We start from the raw sequence: 18,691 nt of genomic DNA, 5'->3' as shown, positions 1-18,691 counted from the left end.
ATAGGCCGGGGAAACGGCCTTTAGAAGCGCAGGTTCAGGGCCAGGGTGGCCGAACGACCCGGCGCCGGATCGGCATGGTGAACGCCGTTGGTGCGGATGATGTAACGCTCATCACCCACATTCTGCACGTTCAGCTGCAGGGCCGCACGATCGGTCAGGGCGTAGGAAGCGAAGGCGTCAACGCGAGTATAGGCCGGGGCATAGACGCCATTGGCGCCGCCGCCTGCGCCACCCTGATTGCCGCCGTTCGAACGCGACACATAATAGACGCCGCCGCCCGCCGTGAAGCGCGAGGTGACCTTGTAGGTCGAGAACAGACTGACGTTGTGCTTGGGCGTATTGGCCAACTCAAGCCCGACAAGAGGATTGGGAACCACGACGCGCGGCGGGCCTGCCAGAACGCTCACGGCGCCCTTCACCAGTTCGGAATCCTGGAAGGTGTAGCCGCCGAACACCTGCCACTTGGGCGTGATGTTGCCCGACACGCCCAGTTCGACACCCTTGACCTCGACCTCGCCAGCCTGGGCATAGACGCCGTCGTCAATCTGGATCTGGGCGTTCTTTCGCGTCAGATGGAAGGCGGCGACGCTCAACTGCAGTTGATCGCGGAACAGGCTGGCCTTGGCGCCGATCTCGTAGCTGGTGGTGTCTTCAGGGTCGAGGACTTCGGTCAGCAGATTGCCGGTTCCATTGCCGCCGCTGTTGTTCTGGTCGCCCGCGCTGATGGTCGGCGGCGTCGAAGACGTGGCCCAGGATGCATAGACGCTGGTGTTCGGCGTCGGCTTATAGACCAGACCCGCCTGATAGTTGACGAAGTCCCAGGAATTCTTGGCGACCAGCTTCCCGGTCGAGTCAACGCCGCCTACGGCGTATTCATCCCACCGAACGCCCAGGTTCAGCAGCCACCGCTCGGTCAGCTCGATCGAGTCGAACGCGAAGACCGACTTGGTGGTGGTCGAGTTCTTGGTCACCGCGCCCAGAACCTTGGTCCCGGTCCACGGGTCGCTGGGGTTGGGATTATAAAGCAGGGTGCAGTCATAGGGCACGCCCGTCTGCAACTGCGTCGGGCAGCTGGAGCCCGATGTGGTCGTGACGGTCCACGACGCGTTCTTGTTGATCTCGTGCGTGAACTCGGCGCCCACGTCGAAGCTGTGCTTGATGGCGCCCGTGTTGAACGTGCCGAACAGTTCGGTGACGTTCGCCGTAGTGTCTGCGGGGTTCCAACGCGACTTCAGACCGCGCTTCATCCACCAGACGCCGTTGACCAGAACCGCATTGCCGCCATCGCCCGGGTTGGTCACGACATAGTCGTTCAGGGTTTCGGAATAGCGGGTGGTGTTGCGGATCGCCAGGTTCGGCGAGAAGCGGTGCTCCAGCTTCAGGGTCGCGCTCTTGACCGTATTGTTCAGATAATCGCGCGCCGTCAGCCCGTAGAAGGTGTCATAGGGCACATCCAGAACGCCCTGGGCGTTCTCACGCGGAGCCGTGGCCCCGCCGCGCTTGGTGTAGAGCGGGATGCCGTAGTCAGGCATCTGGTTGCTGTCGAGATAGTTGAAGCTGAGGGTCGCGGTGGTGTCCGTGCCCAGGCCGACACCCAGAGCGGCGGCGACGCCGAACTTGTCGTAATCGACGGCGTTGCGGCCTGCGACGTCACCCGACGCCGACAGGATGTTGATGCGGAAACCGGCCGTCTCGCCGATGCGCCAGTTCTGGTCGATGGTGCCGCGCCAGTAGGAGTCCGTGCCTCCGCCCAGCGAGACATTGGTGAAGTCGGTCAGCTTGGGCGACTTGGACGACAGGTTGATCGACCCGCCGCCAGAACCACGGCCCGAATAGACCGAGTCAGGCCCCTTGATGACTTCGACCTGCTCCAGGTTGAAGACTTCGCGCTGCTGGCCGCCCGTGTCACGAATGCCGTCGACGAAGATGTTATTGCCCGAGGCCTGACCACGGATGAACGGACGGTCGGCCAGCGGCTGGCCGCCCTCGCCTGCGCCGAAGGTGATGCCGGGCGAGGTGCGCAGCAGGTCCTGCAGCGAGGTCGCGCCGATCTGTTCGATGACCTGCTGCGGAATGACGGTGACGGCGCGCGGGGTGTCGACCAGCGGCGCAACATATTTCGAGCTCTGCGGCTCACGGCGCTGCGCATGACCGTTGACGTCGACGGTGCCCAGGTTCGTGGGCTGTTGCTGCTCAACCGCCGCGACGGTCGCGCCAGCTTCAGCGGCGTCGGCGGCTACGGCCGGAGCAGCGACCAGCATCCCGGCTGCGCTGGAGGCGAAAAGAAGTGCGCGGAGAGACGATGCGCGAGAGTCGGACATATTGCTGCGACCTTTTGGTCTGATTTTGCGATGCGGTCGCAATAAACAGCTTCAATATGTCGCACAAGCAAAATTGCGAACACCTCGCAGTCTTAGCTAGGTCACAATCGTCATCGGCCTCAACGCAGGCTCTTCATTCAGATCCAGCCAGGTCGGATCGGGCATGGCTCTGTGTGCGGACGCCAGGGCTTCGGACCAGCGGCGGCCCAGGTCTCGGAAATAGGGATCATCGACGTCGATGCGACGCTCCATCCCTGACAGTTTGCCGCGCGGGATGACGATCAGGTCCAGCGGCGCGCCCACCGCCAGGTTGGAGCGGATGGTCGAATCGAACGAGATCAGCCCGATCTTCACCGCCTCGGACAGGGGGGTGGAGTTATGCAGGGCGCGGTCCAGGATCGGCTTGCCGTACTTCAACTCTCCGATCTGGAGGAAGGGCGTGTCGGGGCCGCATTCGATGAAATTGCCCTGACCATAGATCAGATACAGCCCCATCTTGCCGTCGCCGATCTGGCCGCCCAGCAGCATGGAGGCGTTGACGTTCAGCGCATCGGCAGTGGGCGAAGGCGGGGTGTTGATCGTGGCCCGCACCGTCGCCAGCGCATGACCCAGAATCTGGGCGGCGCGGAACAGGGTCGGCGCCGTCTCCAGCGTCTCGGGCGCATTGGCGTCCGGCAGCTTCACGCCCTCAGCGACCATGGCCAGAGCCGTCTGGGTCACCGACAGATTGCCCGCCGTCGCCACGGCCAGAATACGCTCGCCCGGCGTCTTGTAGATGTGAAGCTTTCGGTAGGACGAGATGTTGTCCACGCCCGCGTTGGTCCGAGTATCGGCGATCATCGCCAATCCCTCGTCAACCAGCATACCCACGCAATAGGTCACTTCGCTCTGACTGCTCCCCGATGCGAATCCGACGACGCTAACAGATTCGTCGGACTTGCCTATTAACCCCAACCTCTGGACTGCAGTTGCTGCTGGCTCTGTTGCACAGGCCGCACATGAAGGGCGACCGTCAGGCTTTCCTGGCCGCCGCCGTAGCTGGTCCCGCGGATCGGCGTCGCGCCCAGCGCATCCAGCCCCACCGCCACCCGCACATACTGATCCGTCGGACAGATGCCGTTGGCGGGGTCGAACCCGACCCAGCCCAGCCCCTCGATCCAGGCTTCGGCCCAGGCGTGGGCGGCGTCCTGATCGTGCTGGCCGTCGGAACGGTTCAGGTGGCCAGAGACATAGCGAGCCGGAACCCCCAGCCTGTGCGCCGCCGAAATGAAGATCTGGGCGTGGTCCTGACAGACGCCGCGTCTCTGGGCGAAGGCCTCGGCGGCGGTGTGCGTGGCGGAGGTGGAGCCGACCTCGAACGCCACATCCCTGTGCAGCGCGCCCATCAGGCGGTGCATCCGGTCCAGCGGATCGCCCTGCCCTATCGCCTGGGCGAAATCCAGGATGGCGGCGTCGGCGCGGGTCAGGGCCGTGTCACGCAGGAAGACCAGGGGCGACAGGCGTTCAGACTGTCCCCGGATCACCCCGCCCGTATCCACGGTCGAAACCTCGCCCATGACCCGGATCGTCAAGGAGTCCGTCGGCCGCTCGGTGTAGAGGCTGTGGACGATGTTGCCGAAGGCGTCCTCGCTGCGGCGAAGACGGGCGTCCACGTCGGTTTCGATCCGCCAGTCGCCGACCTGCTGGCTCTCGCACGAACGCGGCGTCAGGCGCAGCATCTGGACGATGAACCGCGCCGGGCGGGCGTAGCCATAGCGGGTGGAGTGATCGATCCTTATCCGCATGGTCAGACCAGATACTGTTCGTGGATGGCGCCCGCCAGGGCGTTGTTCTCGTTCAGGAAGTTCTGGATATATTCGTGCAGGCCGGCCTGGAAGATGTCCTCGATCCTGGCTTCGTTGAACTGGGTCAGGCGGCTTGAGGCCAGACGCTGGGCGGGGCCGCGACGGCCGTAATCGGCGGCCAGTTTCTCCAGATAGCTGACGATCATGCCCTGGCAGCTGGCCAGGGAGCGCGGCATCTGGCGGTTCAGCACCAGCAGGTCGGCGACCAGCCAGGGCCGCACGCTTTCGCGGTAAACCCAGCGATAGGCGGTCAGGGCCGAGACCTCGCGCAGCAGGGTCGTCCACTGGAAATAGTCCAGCTGCCCGCCCACCCGTTCGCCGGGCGGCAGCAGCAGATGGTATTTCACGTCCAGAAGGCGCGCGGTGTTGTCGGCCCGCTCGATCGCCATGCCCAGACGCAGGAACCAGTAGGCGTCATTCCTCAGCATGGTCCGCGACGAGGCGCCCTCAACCGCCAGAGAGGTCGATTTGACGAAGTCGAGATAGCTGGTGAAATCGTCCCGCTTGGTCGGCTCGCCCAGTTCGTTCAGGCCGTTCCAGGCCCCGTTGATCGCCTCCCACAGCTCGATGGTCAGGGCCGTGCGGACCGAACGCGCATTGGTCCGTGCGCGCGTGATGCAGGCCTTGATCGAGGTGGAGTTGTCCGCGCCGAAGGCCAGGTACTCGCGCACCGACTTTTCGGACGGCGTGCGGCCAGAGGCGTCGAATGCGCTCTTCACCCCCGACGAGGCGATGGCCCCGGCCCAGGCGGTGACGGTGGCCTGATCCTTGGCCGGCAGCGCGGCCAGACGGATCGCCGCCTCCAGAATCCGCGCAAGGAAATCCGCCCGCTCCATATAGCGGCCGGTCCAGTACAGGCTGTCTGCTGTGCGTGAGAGCATCTAGTTGTCCAGCACCCAGGTGTCCTTGGTTCCGCCGCCCTGGCTGGAGTTCACCACCAGAGAGCCCTCTTTCAGCGCCACCCGCGTCAGGCCGCCGGGCGCGACGCGCACGCCTGCCGGGCTGGACAGCACGAAGGGCCGCAGGTCGACGTGACGGGGCGACAGGTCGCCGCCGTTCAGCGTGGGGGCTGTCGACAGACTCAGCGTCGGCTGGGCGATGAAGTCGTCGGGATCGGCGATCAGCTTGGCGCGGAAGGCCTCGATCTCGGCCTTGGTCGCGGCCGGTCCGACCAGCATCCCGTAGCCGCCCGATCCGCCGACCTCCTTGACCACCAGTTGGTCCAGCTTGCCCAGCACCTCCTTCAGCGCCTCCGGCTCGCGGCAGCGCCAGGTCGGGACGTTCTGAAGGATCGCATCCTCTCCGGTGAAGAAGCGGATGATCTGCGGCATGTAGGTATAGACCGCCTTGTCGTCGGCGACGCCGGTCCCGACCGCATTGGCCAGGGTCACGCGTCCGGCGTGATAGGCCGACATCAGTCCCGGCACCCCGACCGCCGAGTTCGGCATGAAGGTCAGGGGGTCGATGAAGTCGTCGTCGATGCGGCGATAGATGACGTCGACGCGTTTGGGGCCTTCGGTCGTGCGCATGAAGACGGTGTCGTCATTGACGAACAGGTCCCCGCCCTCGACCAGTTCGACCCCCAGTTTGTCGGCCAGGAAGCTGTGCTCATAATAGGCGGAGTTGAACGGCCCCGGCGTCAGCACGACGATGGTGGGATCTTCGCCCGCCCCATCCGGCGCCGAGGCCTGCAGCGATCGCAGCAGCATGTCGGTGTAGATCTCGACCGGGCGCACGCTGTGTTCCGCGAACAGGTCGGGGAACAGCCGCATCATCATTTCGCGGTTCTCCAGCATGTAGGAGACGCCCGACGGCGTGCGGACATTGTCCTCCAGCACATAGAAGCCGTCCTCGCCCGTGCGGACCAGATCGACGCCCGCGATATGGCACCAGACATCGCCCGGCGGACGGCGGCCCTGCATTTCAGGCCGATAGTGCGGGTTGGTCAGGATCAGGTCGGCCGGGACGACGCCCGCCTTGATGCATTCCTGCGGACCATAGATGTCTTTCAGAAACGCATTGATCGCAGAGACCCGTTGCTTGAGCCCCGCCTCCAGCCCAGACCATTCGTCGGCGCCGATGATGCGCGGCACGACATCGAACGGGATCAGCCGCTCATTGGACTCTTCATCACCATAGACGGCGAAAGTCACGCCCATGCGTCGAAAGAACAGTTCCGCCTGGCGCGAGCGCGCTTGCAGCAAATCGGGCGGCGCATTCTGTAGCCATGCCGCCAAAGTCTTATAGCTGTCGCGGATCGACCCTGATCCGCCGCCATTCATTTCGTCGAAAGCCTTCGTCATCCGCCCCCGCCGTGTGGAAGTCACAGTCTGTTCAGGACACGAGCGTTTGCGCAACAGAAATGTTGCGGCGCAACGAAGCTTTTCTAAATCACAACGCCGTCAGAGGGCGACGGCCTTCATGGACACGGCGGGATCGGACAGTTTTTCGACATCCACCGGCGTGGCCTTTCCGATCAATTGCTTGCCCGCCATGAACTCGGGCGGCGCATTGACGGCCTCCACCGAGACGATCCTGTCGCCCGCCAGATGGAAGACGGCGAAGCCGGACGCGGACGGATCGCCCCGCACGACCTGGCGGTCGGCGTCGAACGGCAGGCCCGCGATCTGCAGCTTGAAATCATACTGGTCGGACCAGAACCACGGCACTTCGGGCGAGGGCCCAGGGCGGCCGACGATGGCGGACGCCGCCTGTTTCGCCTGCTCCAGGGCGTTGGGCACGCTTTCCAGACGGTGATGCACGCCGCCATGAACCGGGATCGGACGCCGCGTCATGTCGCCGACGGCGAAGATGGCGGGGTCGCTGGTGCGCGCCTGATCATCGACCACCACCCCGTCGTCGCAGCGCAGCCCCGCCGACCGCGCCAGACTGTCGCTGGCCAGAGCGCCGACGCCGACCAGCACCGCATCGGCCCGGACCACCGAACCGTCAGCCAGCGTCACCCCGTCGTGGGCGATGGCCGTGACCTCGGCGTCCGTCAGGATCTCGACCCCATGCGCACGGTGCTGGGCGGTGAAGAAGGCCGACAGGGTCTGCGACGCCACCCGCGCCAGCACGCGCGGCGCCCGTTCGATGACGATGGCCTCTGCGCCCAGGGCGCGGGCCGAGGCCGCCGCCTCCAAGCCGACATAGCCGCCGCCAACCACCGCCAGACGCTTGCCCGGCCCAAGCACGGCCTTCAGCCGTTCGGCGTCCTTCAGCGTCCGCAACTCCAGCAGATCGGGATGATCGCCGCCGGGGATCGGCAGCTTGCGCGCCGTCGATCCCGTCGCCAGCACCAGGATGTCATAGGTTTCCGACGACCCGTCATGGAAGGCGACGGTCCTGGCCGCCACATCCACCGACACGGCGATGGTCGAGGGACGAAAGTCGATGTTCTGCTCGGCATAGAAACTGAGGGGGCGCAGCAGCAGCGCCTCCAGATCAGCCTCGCCCTTCAACCACGCCTTGGAAAGGGGCGGGCGCTGATACGGCGGCGCATCCTCTTCGCCCGCCAGAATGATCGGCCCCTCATGGCCGTACTGCCGAAGAAAGGCCGCAACCGAGCCGCCCGCGTGTCCCGCGCCGATGATCAGAACCTTGGTCATGGGGTGCATTTAGAGCGGCGAGCGGCGGGTGGCGAGTGGCGAGAACCAGACAAATGGCCGAGCCTCCTCGCCACTCATCACTCGTCACGCGCCACTCAGCCCTTGACCGTTCCACTGTTACAGCATAGTGGAACGCGCATGACGACCCCGCCCGCCCGCGCCGCCCTCTATGACGCCCTGCTGTCGATGCAGACGCGTGAGGAGATCGACGCCTTTCTGGCCGACCTCTGCACGCCCGCCGAACTGCGCGCCTTTGCAGAGCGGTGGGAGGTGGCGCGCCTGCTGGACGCCGGGGGCAAATCCTATCGCGAGATCGCGGCCGAGGCCCACGCCAGCCCCACCACCGTCGTCCGTGTCGCCCGTTATCTGAAAGACATGCCGCACCAGGGATACCGCATCGCCCTGGACCGGCTGAAAAACTGAGTATCCAAACATGAGCACTGTCCAGGGGCGGCTCCGCATCGCCGTCCAGAAATCCGGCCGTCTGGCCGACCGCAGCCTTGATCTGATCCGCGACGCGGGTCTGAAATGGGTCAAGGGTCACAACGACCTGCTGTACCGGGTTGAGAACTACCCCATCGACCTGCTGCGCGTGCGCGACGACGACATCCCCACCTTCGTGGCGGACGGGGTCTGCGATCTGGGCATCGTCGGCGAGAATGTGCTGGAGGAAGGCAAGAACGGCGGGACCAACGCCTCCATCGTCATGCCGCTGGGCTTTGGCCGCTGCACCCTGAAGATCGCGACGCCGCCGACCCTGGCCTATGAGGGCCCGGCCTCGCTGGACGGCCTGCGGATCGCGACCTCCTATCCGAAGATCCTGCGCAAATATCTGAACGACAACGGCGTCTCGGCCGACATCGTCACCATGCGCGGCGCGGTCGAGGTGGCCCCGCGCCTGAAGCTGGCCGCCGCCATCTGCGATCTGGTGTCGACCGGCGCCACGCTGGAGGCCAACGGGCTTCAGGCCAAGGACACGGTGCTGGAAAGTCAGGCGGTCCTGATCCAGTCGCCCGTCGCGCCCGAACCGAGCCTGCAACACCTGCTGGACAGCATCATCGAGCGGATGGCGGGCGTCGTGTCGTCTCAGGGCGCCAAATACGTCATGCTGAATGCGCCCCGCGCCTCGCTGGACCAGATCACCGCCATTCTGCCCGGCGCCGGTTCGCCGACCGTCATGCCCCTAATGGGCCGTGACGATGCGGTCGCCGTTCACGCTGTCTGTCAGGAGGCCGTCTTCTGGGAGACGCTGGAGAAGCTGAAGGCCGCCGGCGCCTCTGCCATCCTGGTCCTGCCCATCGAGAAGATGATGTGATGACCGACACCGCATTCAAACGCATCGACTGGTCGTCGCTGGACGCGGCCGGAAAGAAGGCCGCCCTGGCCCGCCCGACCCAGCGCACCGCGGGCGACGTGACCGAGGTGGTCCGCACCATCCTGAACGACGTGCGCGAGCGCGGCGGCGCAGCGGTGACCGAATGGTGCCTGAAGCTGGACAAGGCGCCGCCCCGCCGCATCGCCATCACGCCCGGCTCTATCGCCGAGGCGCGCAACGCCCTGCCGCCCGCCGACACCCGCGCCCTGCGCTTCGCCGCCGACAACATCCGCGTCTTCCATCAGGCGACCCGGCCCGAAGACACCCCCTATGTCGAGACGACGCCCGGCGTGCGCTCGAAACTGGCGTGGCGGCCCATCGCCTCGGCGGGTCTCTATATTCCCGGCGGCACCGCGCCGCTGTTTTCGTCCCTTCTGATGCTGGCCATTCCGGCGGAAGTGGCGGGCGTGCGCGAACGGATCGCCGTGACCCCGCCGAACAAGGAGGGCGGCGTCCACCCCGCCATGATCCTGGCCGCCGCCGAAGCCGGTCTGGACGCCATCTGGCTGATGGGCGGGGCGCAGGCCATCGCCGCCCTGACCTTCGGCGTCGAACTGGAGGACGGGATCATCCCGCCTTGCGACAAGCTGTTCGGACCGGGCAACGCCTATGTCGCCGAGGCCAAGAAACAGGCGTCCGCCCTTCCGGGTGGCCCCGCTGTCGACATGCCCGCAGGCCCGTCGGAACTGATGGTCATCGTCGACCGCGACGCCGCGCCCGAGATCGCCGCCGCCGACCTGCTGAGCCAGGCCGAACATGACGCCGACGCCCAGGTCCTGCTGGTCTCCACCAGCCGCGCCACCATCGACTACATCCTGACCGAGGTTGAGGTTCAGGTCGCGACCCTGCCCCGCGAAGCCATCGCCCGCGCCTCGCTGAACGAGGCCCGCGCCATCCTGGTGCGCGATCTGGACGCCGCCGCCGAGGTGGCCAATCTGTACGGCCCCGAGCACCTGGCCATCCAGGTCGAGGAGGCCGAAGAACTGGTCGAGTCCATCAACGCCGCCGGGGCCGTCTTCGTCGGGCGTTTCGCCGCCGAGACCCTGGGCGACTACGCCGCCGGGCCCAGCCACGTCCTGCCGACCGACGGCGGGGCCAAGACCTTGGGCGGGGTGACCACCGCCAGCTTCATGACCACCATGTCGGTGCAACTGGTCACCGAGGACGGCGCCCGGCAACTGGCGCCCATCGCCGCCCGTCTGGCCCGGATGGAGGGTCTGGAAGCCCACGCCCGCGCCGCCGACCTGAGGGCCGACGCATGACCCTGCCCGCCCCCTATGCCCCTCTGGTGTCCGGCGGCGACGGTCTGGACCGTTATCCCGGCGACGCTTCGGCTCTGACCGCACGCATGGCCGCCATTTACGCCACGCCGGTCGAGACGGTTCTGCCCGTTCGCGGCCTGACCCATGGGCTGGAGTTGGCCTATCGCCTGGCTGCCCGCGACGGCGGTTCGGTCGAGGCGCCCAAGGCCGAGCCCTATGACCGTCTGGCCGCCATCTATCCGTCGAAGGGCGACCCCGCCGCCGTCATCATCCGCGCCCTGGGTTCGCCCGAGGCCGTGGCGGAAATGGCCGCCCGCGTGGCCCCGGCCCTGTTGGTCGTGGACGAAGGCCTGATCGAGTTTTCCGACAGCGCCTCCGCCGTCACCGTCATCGCGGACCAGCCCAATCTGGTCGTGCTTCGCAGCCTGTCGCTGGCCTATGGGCTGGCGGGCGCGCGGGTCGGGGCCGCCATCGCCCAACCCCAGACGCTGGCGCGGCTGGCCTCGGTGTTGGAGCCCTACGCCCTGCCCGAGCCTCTGGTGCGACTGGCGCAGCAGGCGCTGGACCCGTCGCGGATGATCGAGACGGCGGAACGCATCGCCACCGTCCGCCGCGAGCGCGAGAGGGTCGCCCGCGAACTGGGCCGTCTGATGCCGGTCGAAGCGGGCGTCGGCCCCATTGTCATGACGCGGCCCGAAGACCCCGCGGCGGCGCTGGCGGGTCTGAAGTCCTATGGCGTCGAGGGCGACCTGTCGGGCGACCGTCTGCGCCTACCCGTCTCGATCAAGCCCGAGGTCAACGACCGGCTGCTGGCCGCCTTCGGCCTGACGCCCGCCCAGCGCCGCCCGTCCCGCGTGGGTCAGGCCGTGCGAGACACCAAGGAGACGCGCATCGTCTGCGCCGTCGATCTGGATGCGCCCGGCCCGATCAAGATCGAAACCGGCGTCGGCTTCTTTGATCACATGCTGGAGCAGATCGCGGCCCACGGCGGCTTCTCGCTGCGCCTGCAATGCGAAGGCGACCTTCACACCGACCCGCACCACACCATTGAAGACAGCGCCATCGCCCTGGGCCAGGCGTTGAAACAGGCGCTGGGCGAGCGCAAGGGCATCGCCCGCTACGGCTTTGTCTTGCCGATGGACGAGGCCAATGCGACCCTCTCTATAGACCTGTCGGGACGGCCCTATCCGCTGTTCGAAGGCACGTTCGAGACGCCCTATATCGGCGACTACCGCACCGACCTGACCGCCCACGTCTTCCGCTCGCTGGCCGAGGCCATGGGCGCCGCCATCCACATCACCGTCACAGGCCAGGACGACCACCACAAGACGGAGGCCGTTTACAAGGCCTTCGGTCGTGCGCTGCGTCAGGCCATCCGCGTGGAGGGCGATGCGGTCCCCTCGACCAAGGGCGTCCTGTGACCCAGGTCGCCGTCGTTTCCTACGGCGCAGGCAATGTCGCCTCGGTCCAGTTCGCGCTGGAGCGGCTGGGCGCGACCGTGCGCCTAACCGCAGATCCAGTCGAGATCGCCGAGGCCGAGCGGCTCATCCTGCCCGGCGTCGGGGCTGCGGGCTATGCCATGTCGCGGCTGGCGGAGTTGAACCTGATCGCGCCGCTGCGCGCCTTTAAGCGCCCCCTTCTGGGCGTCTGTCTGGGCCAGCAGCTTCTGTTTGAGCGCAGCGACGAGGGCGACGGCGTCGAACTGCTGGGCTTCATCCCCGGCGCGGTGAAACGTCTGGAGCCGGGCGCCGCCCTGCCTGTGCCGCATATGGGCTGGAGCCGCCTGACGCGCGACCATGACGACCCGCTGCTGGCGGGGGTCGAGGACGGCGCCTACGCCTATTTCGTGCACGGCTTCGTCTGCCCGGACGGTCCCGCGACCGTGGCCCGCGCTGACTACGGCGGCCCCGTCCCCGCCGTCGTGCGATCCGCCAACCGCTGGGGCTGCCAGTTCCACCCCGAACGCTCGGCCCAGGCCGGCGCGACCATTCTCAAGAATTTCCTGAGCCTGACATGCTGATCTACCCCGCCATCGACCTGAAGGCCGGCGTCTGCGTGCGCCTGATGCACGGCCGGTTTGATCAGGTGACGCAATATGACGAACAGCCCGCCGCGCGCCTGACCGCCTTCGTCGCGGAAGGGGCCGAATGGATTCACATCGTCGATCTGGACGGCGCCGAGGCCGGTCAGGCCATGCAGCACGAACTGATCGGCGAACTGGCCAAGGCCATCGACGTCAAGATTCAGTCGGGCGGCGGCGTGCGCAGCCGCGACGACGTGGCCAAGCTGTTGGCCTCCGGCGTGGATCGGGTGGTCATCGGGTCCCTGGCGGTGACCCGACCGGACGATGTCGCCGACTGGCTGGGCGAGTTCGGGCCGGAGCGGATCACCCTGGCCCTGGACGTCAAGATCGAAGACGGCGTCCCCGTGCCCGCACTGAAAGGCTGGACCCAGTCGGCGGGCGTCGATCTGTGGACTGCGCTGGATCGCTATCCGAAGGGGGCGTTCAAACATGTGCTGGTCACCGACGTGGGCCGCGACGGCGCCCTGACCGGCCCCAATCTGGAGCTGCTGGCCGAGATCCGCCGCCGACGCCCCGACCTGGTGCTTCAGGCCTCAGGCGGAGTGTCGTCTCTGGACGACCTGAGCGCGGTCAAGGCGCTGGGCTGCAACGGCGCCATCGTGGGCCGCGCCCTGTACGAAAACCGCTTCACCCTGCCCGAAGCCATCGCGGCCGCCGCATGACCGCCCGGCGGATCATCCCCTGTCTGGACGTGAAGGACGGGCGGGTCGTCAAGGGCGTGAAGTTCGTCGGCCACACCGACATGGGCGACGCGGCTGAGCTGGCTGCGCGTTATCGCGACGAGGGCGCCGACGAACTGGTCTTCTACGACATCACCGCCAGCCCGCAGGGGCGGACGTTGGACTATGGCTGGATCAGGGACATCGCCCGCCTGCTGGACATCCCCTTCTGCGTCGCGGGCGGCATCCGCAGCGTGGAGCAGGCGGCGCGCTGTCTGGATCACGGGGCGGACAAGGTGTCGATCAACTCCCCCGCGCTGGAGCGACCCGAACTGATCGCCGAGATGGCCGAACGCCTGGGCTCGCAATGTGTCGTCGTCGGCGTCGACAGCCGCCTGGAAGACGGCGAATGGGTCGTGCACAAATACACCGGCGATCCCGACGCGCGCCGCCGTGCGGGCAAGCGGACGCTGGACTGGCTGGATCAGGCGCAGGGACTGGGCGCGGGCGAGATCGTGCTGAACTGCATTGATCAGGACGGGGTGCGTCAGGGCTATGATGTGGAGCAGTTGTCCGCCGCGCGGGCGCGCCTGACCATCCCCCTGATCGCGTCCGGCGGCGCAGGCGCGCCCCAGCATTTCCGCGATGTGTTCGAACAGGCGGACGTGTCGGGCGCCCTGGCCGCCAGCGTCTTCCACACCGGCGCGATCGCCATACCGGACCTGAAACGATACCTGGCCGACGAAGGCCTGGAGATGCGGATATGACCCTCGATCCATCCACCATCGACTTCGAAAAGGGCGGCGGGCTGGTTCCCGTGGTGGTGCAGGATGCGGCGACGCTGCAGGTCCTGACCCTAGCCTATATGGACCGCGCCGCGCTGGACGAAACGATCACCTCCGGCGAGGCCACCTTCTTCTCACGCTCGCGCGGCGGGCGCTGGAGGAAGGGTGAGACGTCGGGCGACCGGCTGCATGTCGTGGGCGTCACGCCCGATTGCGACAATGACGCCCTGGTTCTGTCGGTCCGGCCGGTCGGCAACGCCTGCCACCTGAACCGCGTCAGCTGTTTCGGGAATGCGGATGCGCCGGGTCTGGGCCGGATCGCGCGGCTGGAGCAGACCATCGCCGTGCGCGCCGCCGCCGATCCGTCCGAAAGCTGGACCGCCAAACTGGTCGCCGACGGCCCCAAACGCATCGCCCAGAAGGTCGGCGAAGAGGGCGTCGAGACTGCTCTGGCGGGCGTCGCAGGCCCTGATGAAGAGCTGGCCAGCGAGGCGGCGGATCTGATCTATCACCTGCTCGTTCTTCTCCATGCCCGTAACATGGTGTTTCAGGACGTGCTGGACGTGTTGGCGTCACGCGCGGAAGCGGGCAAAGCCCATCCATAGCGACAGGCCCGGTCATAAAGGGCGTGCATACCCGGCGACGGGCTACTTGAGGGGATATCGATGGCGGCTTTGATCTTGTTCGGCGGCGGCGGCGATCTGGCGATGCGCATGCTGTTGCCATCGCTGTATTTCCTTGAGCACGACGGCCTGCTGCCGGAAGGGCTGAAGATCATCGGCGCCGCGCGTTCGGAAGAAACCGCCGACGAATACATCGGCAAGGTCCAGGATGCGGTGAAGGCCAAGGCCGAGGCCGACAAGGCCTGGGACGAAGACAGCTGGGCCCGGATGAAGGCCCGCCTGGACTATCTGGCCATCGACGCCACCAGCGCCGAAAGCCTGAAGCGGCTGAAGGCCAAGGTCGGCGACGGCGAGGTCACCTCCTTCCTGGCGGTGTCGCCTTCGCTGTACGGCCGCATCGTCACGGCGATGAAGGAGGCCGGTCTGGCTGAACGCAACTGCCGCATCGTGCTGGAGAAGCCGGTCGGACGCGACCTGAAGTCCTTCCTTGAGATCGACGACGCCGTGGGCCACGCCTTCCGCGAGGATCAGGTGTTCCGCATCGACCACTATCTGGGCAAGGAGACGGTCCAGAACCTGACGGCCCTGCGCTTCGGCAACACCATCTTCGAGCCGCTGTGGAACAATCTGACGATCGACCACGTCCAGATCACCATCGGCGAGACCGTCGGCGTCGGCGACCGCTGGCCCTATTATGATGAATACGGCGCCCTGCGCGACATGCTGCAGAACCACATGCTGCAGCTGCTGTGCCTGGTGGCGATGGAGCCGCCCAGCGATCTGGACCCGGAATCCCTGCGCAATGAAAAGGTGAAGGTGCTGCGCTCGCTGCGCCCCATCACCCCCGAAGAGGCGGAACGCGTCACCGTGCGCGGCCAGTATGTGGCGGGCGTGTCCGAGGGCAAGCCGGCCAAGTCCTACGAAGAGGAACGCGGCCAGCCGTCCGACACCGAGACCTTCGTGGCCATCCGCGCCGACATCGACAACTGGCGTTGGGCGGGCGTGCCCTTCTTCATGCGCACGGGCAAGCGTCTGCCGGAGAAGCGCACCGAGATCGTCATCCAGTTCAAGCCGGTGCCGCACTCGATCTTCGACAATGACGAGGGTGAGGCCCCGGCCAACCGCATGATCATCGAACTGCAGCCCGAGGAAGACATCTCGCTGACGGTGATGAACAAGCGCCCCGGCCTGGACAAGCGCATGCAGCTTCAGCCCATCACCATGAGCCTGTCGTGGGGCGTCGACGGCAAGTCCGCCGCGCCGCCGCGCCGCCGCATCGCCTATGAGCGGTTGCTGCTGGACGCCATGCACGGCGACTCCACCCTGTTCGTGCGTCGCGATGAGGCGGAACAGGCCTGGAAATGGGTCGATGAGGTCGCCGACGCCTGGGCCGAGTCCGGCCAGAAGCCGGATCAATATGTGGCTGGCACGTGGGGGCCTGACAGCGCCGACATGCTGATGATGCGCACCGGACGCGACTGGAACACGACCAATGTCTAACACGCCCCAGATCGAAGCCTTCCCCTCCGTCGACGCCTGGGCCGAAGCGACCGCCGCGCGTCTGGGCGAGACCCTGGCCGCCGCCGTGCGCGACAACGGCTCCGCCTTCTTCGCGGGACCGGGCGGTTCGACGCCTGCGCCGGTCTATCGCCATCTGGCGGCCATGGACCTGGACTGGGCCAGGATCGCCGTCACCCTGGTGGACGAGCGTTATGTCCCCGAGACCTCGCCGGAATCAAACGCCCGCCTGATCCGCGACGTGCTGTTGCAGGACAAGGCGGCCGCGGGCCGCTTCATCCCCCTGTTCACGCCGGAGGTCACCGTGGACCGCGCCGCCATCGTGGCGGCCAAGGCCCTGGCGGAGGCGGGCGGTCGTTTCGATGCGGTCCTTCTCGGCATGGGTGAGGATGGCCATATCTGCTCCATGTTCCCTGAAAGCCCCACGCTGAAGACCCTGCTGACGCCGACGCTGAAGCCGACCGTTCTGGGCGTGCCGCATGGCCGCGACGGCATGGCGCCGAGCATCGAGCGCCTGTCGATCAACCTGCCCTATCTGATGCAGGCCGAGCGCGTGATCCTGGGCCTGAAGGGCGAAACCAAACGACGCGTGTTCGAGGAACAGGCCAAGGGCGATCCCAAGATCCAGCCCATCGCCGCCCTGATCGCCGCCGATGTTTCTCTTGAAGTTCTCTGGACGGAGGAAGGCTGATGGCGCCCCGATACGAATTGCATCCTACGGTCGCTGCGGTCACCGCCCGCATCATTGAAAAAAGCCGCCATACGCGCGCCGACTATCTGCGCCGCATGGACGCCGCCCGCGACAGCGGCGCCGGGCGCGCCAAGCTCAGCTGCGCCAACTGGGCCCACGCCTTTGCGGGCCAGACCATCGCCGACAAGCTGACCTCGATGGACGGGTCCAAGCCGAACCTGGGCATCGTCACCGCCTATAACGACATGCTGTCGGCCCACCAGCCGTTCGAGCGTTTCCCCGATGTGGTCAGGAAGGCCGTCCGCGAAGTCGGCGCCACGGCCCAGGTCGCAGGCGGCACCCCCGCCATGTGCGATGGCGTGACGCAAGGCCGCCCCGGCATGGAGCTGTCGCTGTTCAGCCGCGACGTCATCGCCATGTCGACCGGCGTGGCCCTGACGCACGACGCCTTCGACGCCGCCCTGATGCTCGGGGTGTGCGACAAGATCGTTCCCGGGCTATTTATGGGAGCGCTAGCATTCGGGCACCTGCCTGTCGTCTTCGCCCCCGCAGGCCCCATGCCGTCCGGCATTCCGAATGCGGAAAAGGCACGCGTCCGCGCGGAGTACGCCCAGAACAAGGTTGATCGTCAGACCCTGCTGGAAAGCGAGATCGGCTCCTATCACTCGCCCGGCACCTGCACCTTCTACGGCACGGCCAACTCCAACCAGATGATGATGGAGCTGGCGGGGCTGCACATGCCCTCGACCGCCTTCGTCCACCCGGACACGGGCCTGCGCGACGCCCTGACGGCCGCCGCCGCCAAACGCGCCGTCGAACTGGCCCGCAGCGGCGAATGCCGCATGGCCGACGTCATCAGCGAGAAGTCCATCGTCAACGCCATCGTCGCCCTGCTGGCCACGGGCGGTTCGACCAACCACGCCATCCACCTGGTCGCCATGGCGCGGGCGGCGGGCGTGCTGATCGACTGGACCGACATGGATGAGCTGTCTTCGGTCACGCCGCTGCTGGCGCGCGTCTATCCGAACGGTTCGGCCGATGTGAACGCCTTCCAGGCCGCAGGGGGCGTCGCCTTCATCGCCCGCGAACTGGCTCAGGCCGGAAACATCCACTCCGACGTCGTCACCATCATGGGTCAGGGCATCGAGGCCTATTTCCAGGAGCCGTCGATGGTCGACGGCGAACTGGTCTGGCGCGACGGGGTCACCGAAAGCCTGGACCTGGACATCCTGCGCCCCGCCTCCAACCCCTTCGACAAGGAAGGCGGCCTGCGTCTGGTCAAGGGCGATCTGGGCCGGGCGGTCATCAAGATCTCAGCGGTCAAACCCGAGAACCGCATTGTCGAGGCCCCCGCCGCCGTCTTCGAAACCCAGGAAGACGCCCTGCAGGCCTTCAAGGACGGCAAGCTGTATCGCGACGTCGTCGTGGTCCTGCGCTTCCAGGGCCCCAAGGCCAACGGCATGCCCGAACTGCACAGCCTGTCGCCCGCCCTGTCGATCATTCAGGACAAGGGCTTCAAGGTCGCCTTCGTCACCGACGGCCGCATGTCGGGCGCCAGCGGCAAGACGCCCGCCGCCATCCACGTCTCGCCCGAGGCCCTCGCAGGCGGCCCCCTGGCCCATGTGAAGGACGGCGACATCATCCGTCTGGACGCCGAGGCCGGAGTGCTGACCACGGTCGGCGTCGACGGCCTGACCGACCGCCCCGCCGCCACGCGCACGCCCGCCATCGCCCAGGGTTCGTCCTGGGGTTATGGCCGGGAGCTGTTCGGCGCCTTCCGCCACGTCGTCACCACGGCCGAGCAAGGCGCCACCGTCTGTTTCGCCCTGCCCTCCGAAGGCAACGGCCACGATGACACGCCGCCCAATCCCAACTTCGTCGACCGGACTGTGGACGCCTGATCCGCCCAACCGATCGCAGGA

At 66.8% G+C, this 18,691-nt stretch carries 17 protein-coding genes; 11 read left to right on the top strand and 6 right to left on the bottom strand.

The genetic code is table 11. The features are described 5' to 3' along the window. Positions 1–20: 20 nt before the first annotated feature. The 6 genes from JKF87_RS11820 to JKF87_RS11795 all read right to left on the bottom strand — a co-directional run bounded on the left by JKF87_RS11820 (position 21) and on the right by JKF87_RS11795 (position 7,773). Positions 21–2,321 (bottom strand): TonB-dependent receptor, encoded by a 2,301-nt coding sequence (locus JKF87_RS11820; protein WP_201100100.1) that lies wholly within the window; start codon positions 2,319–2,321, stop codon positions 21–23. A 96-nt stretch (positions 2,322–2,417) separates the two neighbouring features. Continuing rightward, positions 2,418–3,185 (bottom strand): peptidase, encoded by a 768-nt coding sequence (locus JKF87_RS11815; protein WP_236261343.1) that lies wholly within the window; start codon positions 3,183–3,185, stop codon positions 2,418–2,420. Between the two features lie 80 nt (positions 3,186–3,265). Beyond that, complete coding sequence (locus JKF87_RS11810; RefSeq protein ID WP_201100098.1) at positions 3,266–4,105, bottom strand: transglutaminase family protein; 840 nt, start codon at positions 4,103–4,105, stop codon at positions 3,266–3,268. 2 nt (positions 4,106–4,107) lie between these two features. Then, a complete protein-coding gene (locus JKF87_RS11805) occupies positions 4,108–5,046 on the bottom strand; it encodes an alpha-E domain-containing protein (RefSeq protein WP_201100097.1) in 939 nt (312 codons plus the stop codon). Next, positions 5,047–6,468, bottom strand: a complete 1,422-nt coding sequence (locus JKF87_RS11800) for a circularly permuted type 2 ATP-grasp protein (RefSeq protein ID WP_201100096.1) — start codon at positions 6,466–6,468, stop codon at positions 5,047–5,049. Between the two features lie 99 nt (positions 6,469–6,567). Next, positions 6,568–7,773, bottom strand: a complete 1,206-nt coding sequence (locus JKF87_RS11795) for an NAD(P)/FAD-dependent oxidoreductase (RefSeq protein ID WP_201100095.1) — start codon at positions 7,771–7,773, stop codon at positions 6,568–6,570. A 138-nt stretch (positions 7,774–7,911) separates the two neighbouring features. On the opposite strand from JKF87_RS11795, the gene JKF87_RS11790 reads away from it, so the two are divergent. The 11 genes from JKF87_RS11790 to edd are packed head-to-tail and all read left to right on the top strand — an operon-like array spanning position 7,912 to position 18,670. Next, positions 7,912–8,196, top strand: a complete 285-nt coding sequence (locus tag JKF87_RS11790) for a YerC/YecD family TrpR-related protein (protein WP_201100094.1) — start codon at positions 7,912–7,914, stop codon at positions 8,194–8,196. 10 nt (positions 8,197–8,206) lie between these two features. Continuing rightward, positions 8,207–9,088, top strand: coding sequence for an ATP phosphoribosyltransferase (gene hisG, locus JKF87_RS11785; protein ID WP_201100093.1), 882 nt, complete (start codon positions 8,207–8,209; stop codon positions 9,086–9,088). Then, entirely contained in the window at positions 9,088–10,410 is a 1,323-nt protein-coding gene (hisD, locus tag JKF87_RS11780; protein ID WP_201100092.1) for a histidinol dehydrogenase, read from the top strand. The genes hisG and hisD overlap by 1 nt, the downstream gene beginning before the upstream one ends. After that, entirely contained in the window at positions 10,407–11,831 is a 1,425-nt protein-coding gene (hisB, locus tag JKF87_RS11775) for an imidazoleglycerol-phosphate dehydratase HisB (protein WP_201100091.1), read from the top strand. The genes hisD and hisB overlap by 4 nt, the downstream gene beginning before the upstream one ends. After that, a complete protein-coding gene (gene hisH / locus JKF87_RS11770; protein WP_201100090.1) occupies positions 11,828–12,430 on the top strand; it encodes an imidazole glycerol phosphate synthase subunit HisH in 603 nt (200 codons plus the stop codon). The genes hisB and hisH overlap by 4 nt, the downstream gene beginning before the upstream one ends. After that, a complete protein-coding gene (gene hisA / locus JKF87_RS11765; RefSeq protein WP_201100089.1) occupies positions 12,424–13,155 on the top strand; it encodes a 1-(5-phosphoribosyl)-5-[(5-phosphoribosylamino)methylideneamino]imidazole-4-carboxamide isomerase in 732 nt (243 codons plus the stop codon). Before hisH ends, hisA begins: the two co-directional genes overlap by 7 nt. Next, positions 13,152–13,919, top strand: coding sequence for an imidazole glycerol phosphate synthase subunit HisF (gene hisF, locus JKF87_RS11760; RefSeq protein ID WP_201100088.1), 768 nt, complete (start codon positions 13,152–13,154; stop codon positions 13,917–13,919). The genes hisA and hisF overlap by 4 nt, the downstream gene beginning before the upstream one ends. Further along, on the top strand, positions 13,916–14,542 hold the full coding sequence (hisIE, locus tag JKF87_RS11755; protein WP_201100087.1) for a bifunctional phosphoribosyl-AMP cyclohydrolase/phosphoribosyl-ATP diphosphatase HisIE: 627 nt from the start codon (positions 13,916–13,918) through the stop codon (positions 14,540–14,542). Before hisF ends, hisIE begins: the two co-directional genes overlap by 4 nt. Before the next feature lie 60 nt (positions 14,543–14,602). Then, positions 14,603–16,060, top strand: a complete 1,458-nt coding sequence (zwf, locus tag JKF87_RS11750) for a glucose-6-phosphate dehydrogenase (RefSeq protein ID WP_201100086.1) — start codon at positions 14,603–14,605, stop codon at positions 16,058–16,060. After that, entirely contained in the window at positions 16,053–16,769 is a 717-nt protein-coding gene (gene pgl / locus JKF87_RS11745; RefSeq protein ID WP_201100085.1) for a 6-phosphogluconolactonase, read from the top strand. The genes zwf and pgl overlap by 8 nt, the downstream gene beginning before the upstream one ends. Further along, on the top strand, positions 16,769–18,670 hold the full coding sequence (edd, locus tag JKF87_RS11740; protein WP_201100084.1) for a phosphogluconate dehydratase: 1,902 nt from the start codon (positions 16,769–16,771) through the stop codon (positions 18,668–18,670). Before pgl ends, edd begins: the two co-directional genes overlap by 1 nt. Positions 18,671–18,691: the final 21 nt, after the last annotated feature.

This window comes from Brevundimonas nasdae, assembly GCF_016654005.1.
GTDB lineage: Bacteria > Pseudomonadota > Alphaproteobacteria > Caulobacterales > Caulobacteraceae > Brevundimonas > Brevundimonas nasdae.
This window is presented reverse-complemented; position numbering and strand designations above follow the sequence as displayed.

What these genes read in the sequence shown, in the direction of transcription:
- hisD (WP_201100092.1), top strand. Translation starts at nt 9,088, where the DNA reads ATGACCGACACCGCATTCAAACGCATCGACTGGTCGTCGCTGGACGCG.
- edd (WP_201100084.1), top strand. Translation starts at nt 16,769, where the DNA reads ATGGCGCCCCGATACGAATTGCATCCTACGGTCGCTGCGGTCACCGCC.
- JKF87_RS11800 (WP_201100096.1), bottom strand. Translation starts at nt 6,468, where the DNA reads ATGACGAAGGCTTTCGACGAAATGAATGGCGGCGGATCAGGGTCGATC.
- hisG (WP_201100093.1), top strand. Translation starts at nt 8,207, where the DNA reads ATGAGCACTGTCCAGGGGCGGCTCCGCATCGCCGTCCAGAAATCCGGC.
- hisF (WP_201100088.1), top strand. Translation starts at nt 13,152, where the DNA reads ATGACCGCCCGGCGGATCATCCCCTGTCTGGACGTGAAGGACGGGCGG.
- pgl (WP_201100085.1), top strand. Translation starts at nt 16,053, where the DNA reads ATGTCTAACACGCCCCAGATCGAAGCCTTCCCCTCCGTCGACGCCTGG.
- JKF87_RS11790 (WP_201100094.1), top strand. Translation starts at nt 7,912, where the DNA reads ATGACGACCCCGCCCGCCCGCGCCGCCCTCTATGACGCCCTGCTGTCG.
- zwf (WP_201100086.1), top strand. Translation starts at nt 14,603, where the DNA reads ATGGCGGCTTTGATCTTGTTCGGCGGCGGCGGCGATCTGGCGATGCGC.
- hisB (WP_201100091.1), top strand. Translation starts at nt 10,407, where the DNA reads ATGACCCTGCCCGCCCCCTATGCCCCTCTGGTGTCCGGCGGCGACGGT.
- JKF87_RS11805 (WP_201100097.1), bottom strand. Translation starts at nt 5,046, where the DNA reads ATGCTCTCACGCACAGCAGACAGCCTGTACTGGACCGGCCGCTATATG.
- JKF87_RS11795 (WP_201100095.1), bottom strand. Translation starts at nt 7,773, where the DNA reads ATGACCAAGGTTCTGATCATCGGCGCGGGACACGCGGGCGGCTCGGTT.
- JKF87_RS11810 (WP_201100098.1), bottom strand. Translation starts at nt 4,105, where the DNA reads ATGCGGATAAGGATCGATCACTCCACCCGCTATGGCTACGCCCGCCCG.
- JKF87_RS11815 (WP_236261343.1), bottom strand. Translation starts at nt 3,185, where the DNA reads ATGCTGGTTGACGAGGGATTGGCGATGATCGCCGATACTCGGACCAAC.
- JKF87_RS11820 (WP_201100100.1), bottom strand. Translation starts at nt 2,321, where the DNA reads ATGTCCGACTCTCGCGCATCGTCTCTCCGCGCACTTCTTTTCGCCTCC.
- hisA (WP_201100089.1), top strand. Translation starts at nt 12,424, where the DNA reads ATGCTGATCTACCCCGCCATCGACCTGAAGGCCGGCGTCTGCGTGCGC.
- hisIE (WP_201100087.1), top strand. Translation starts at nt 13,916, where the DNA reads ATGACCCTCGATCCATCCACCATCGACTTCGAAAAGGGCGGCGGGCTG.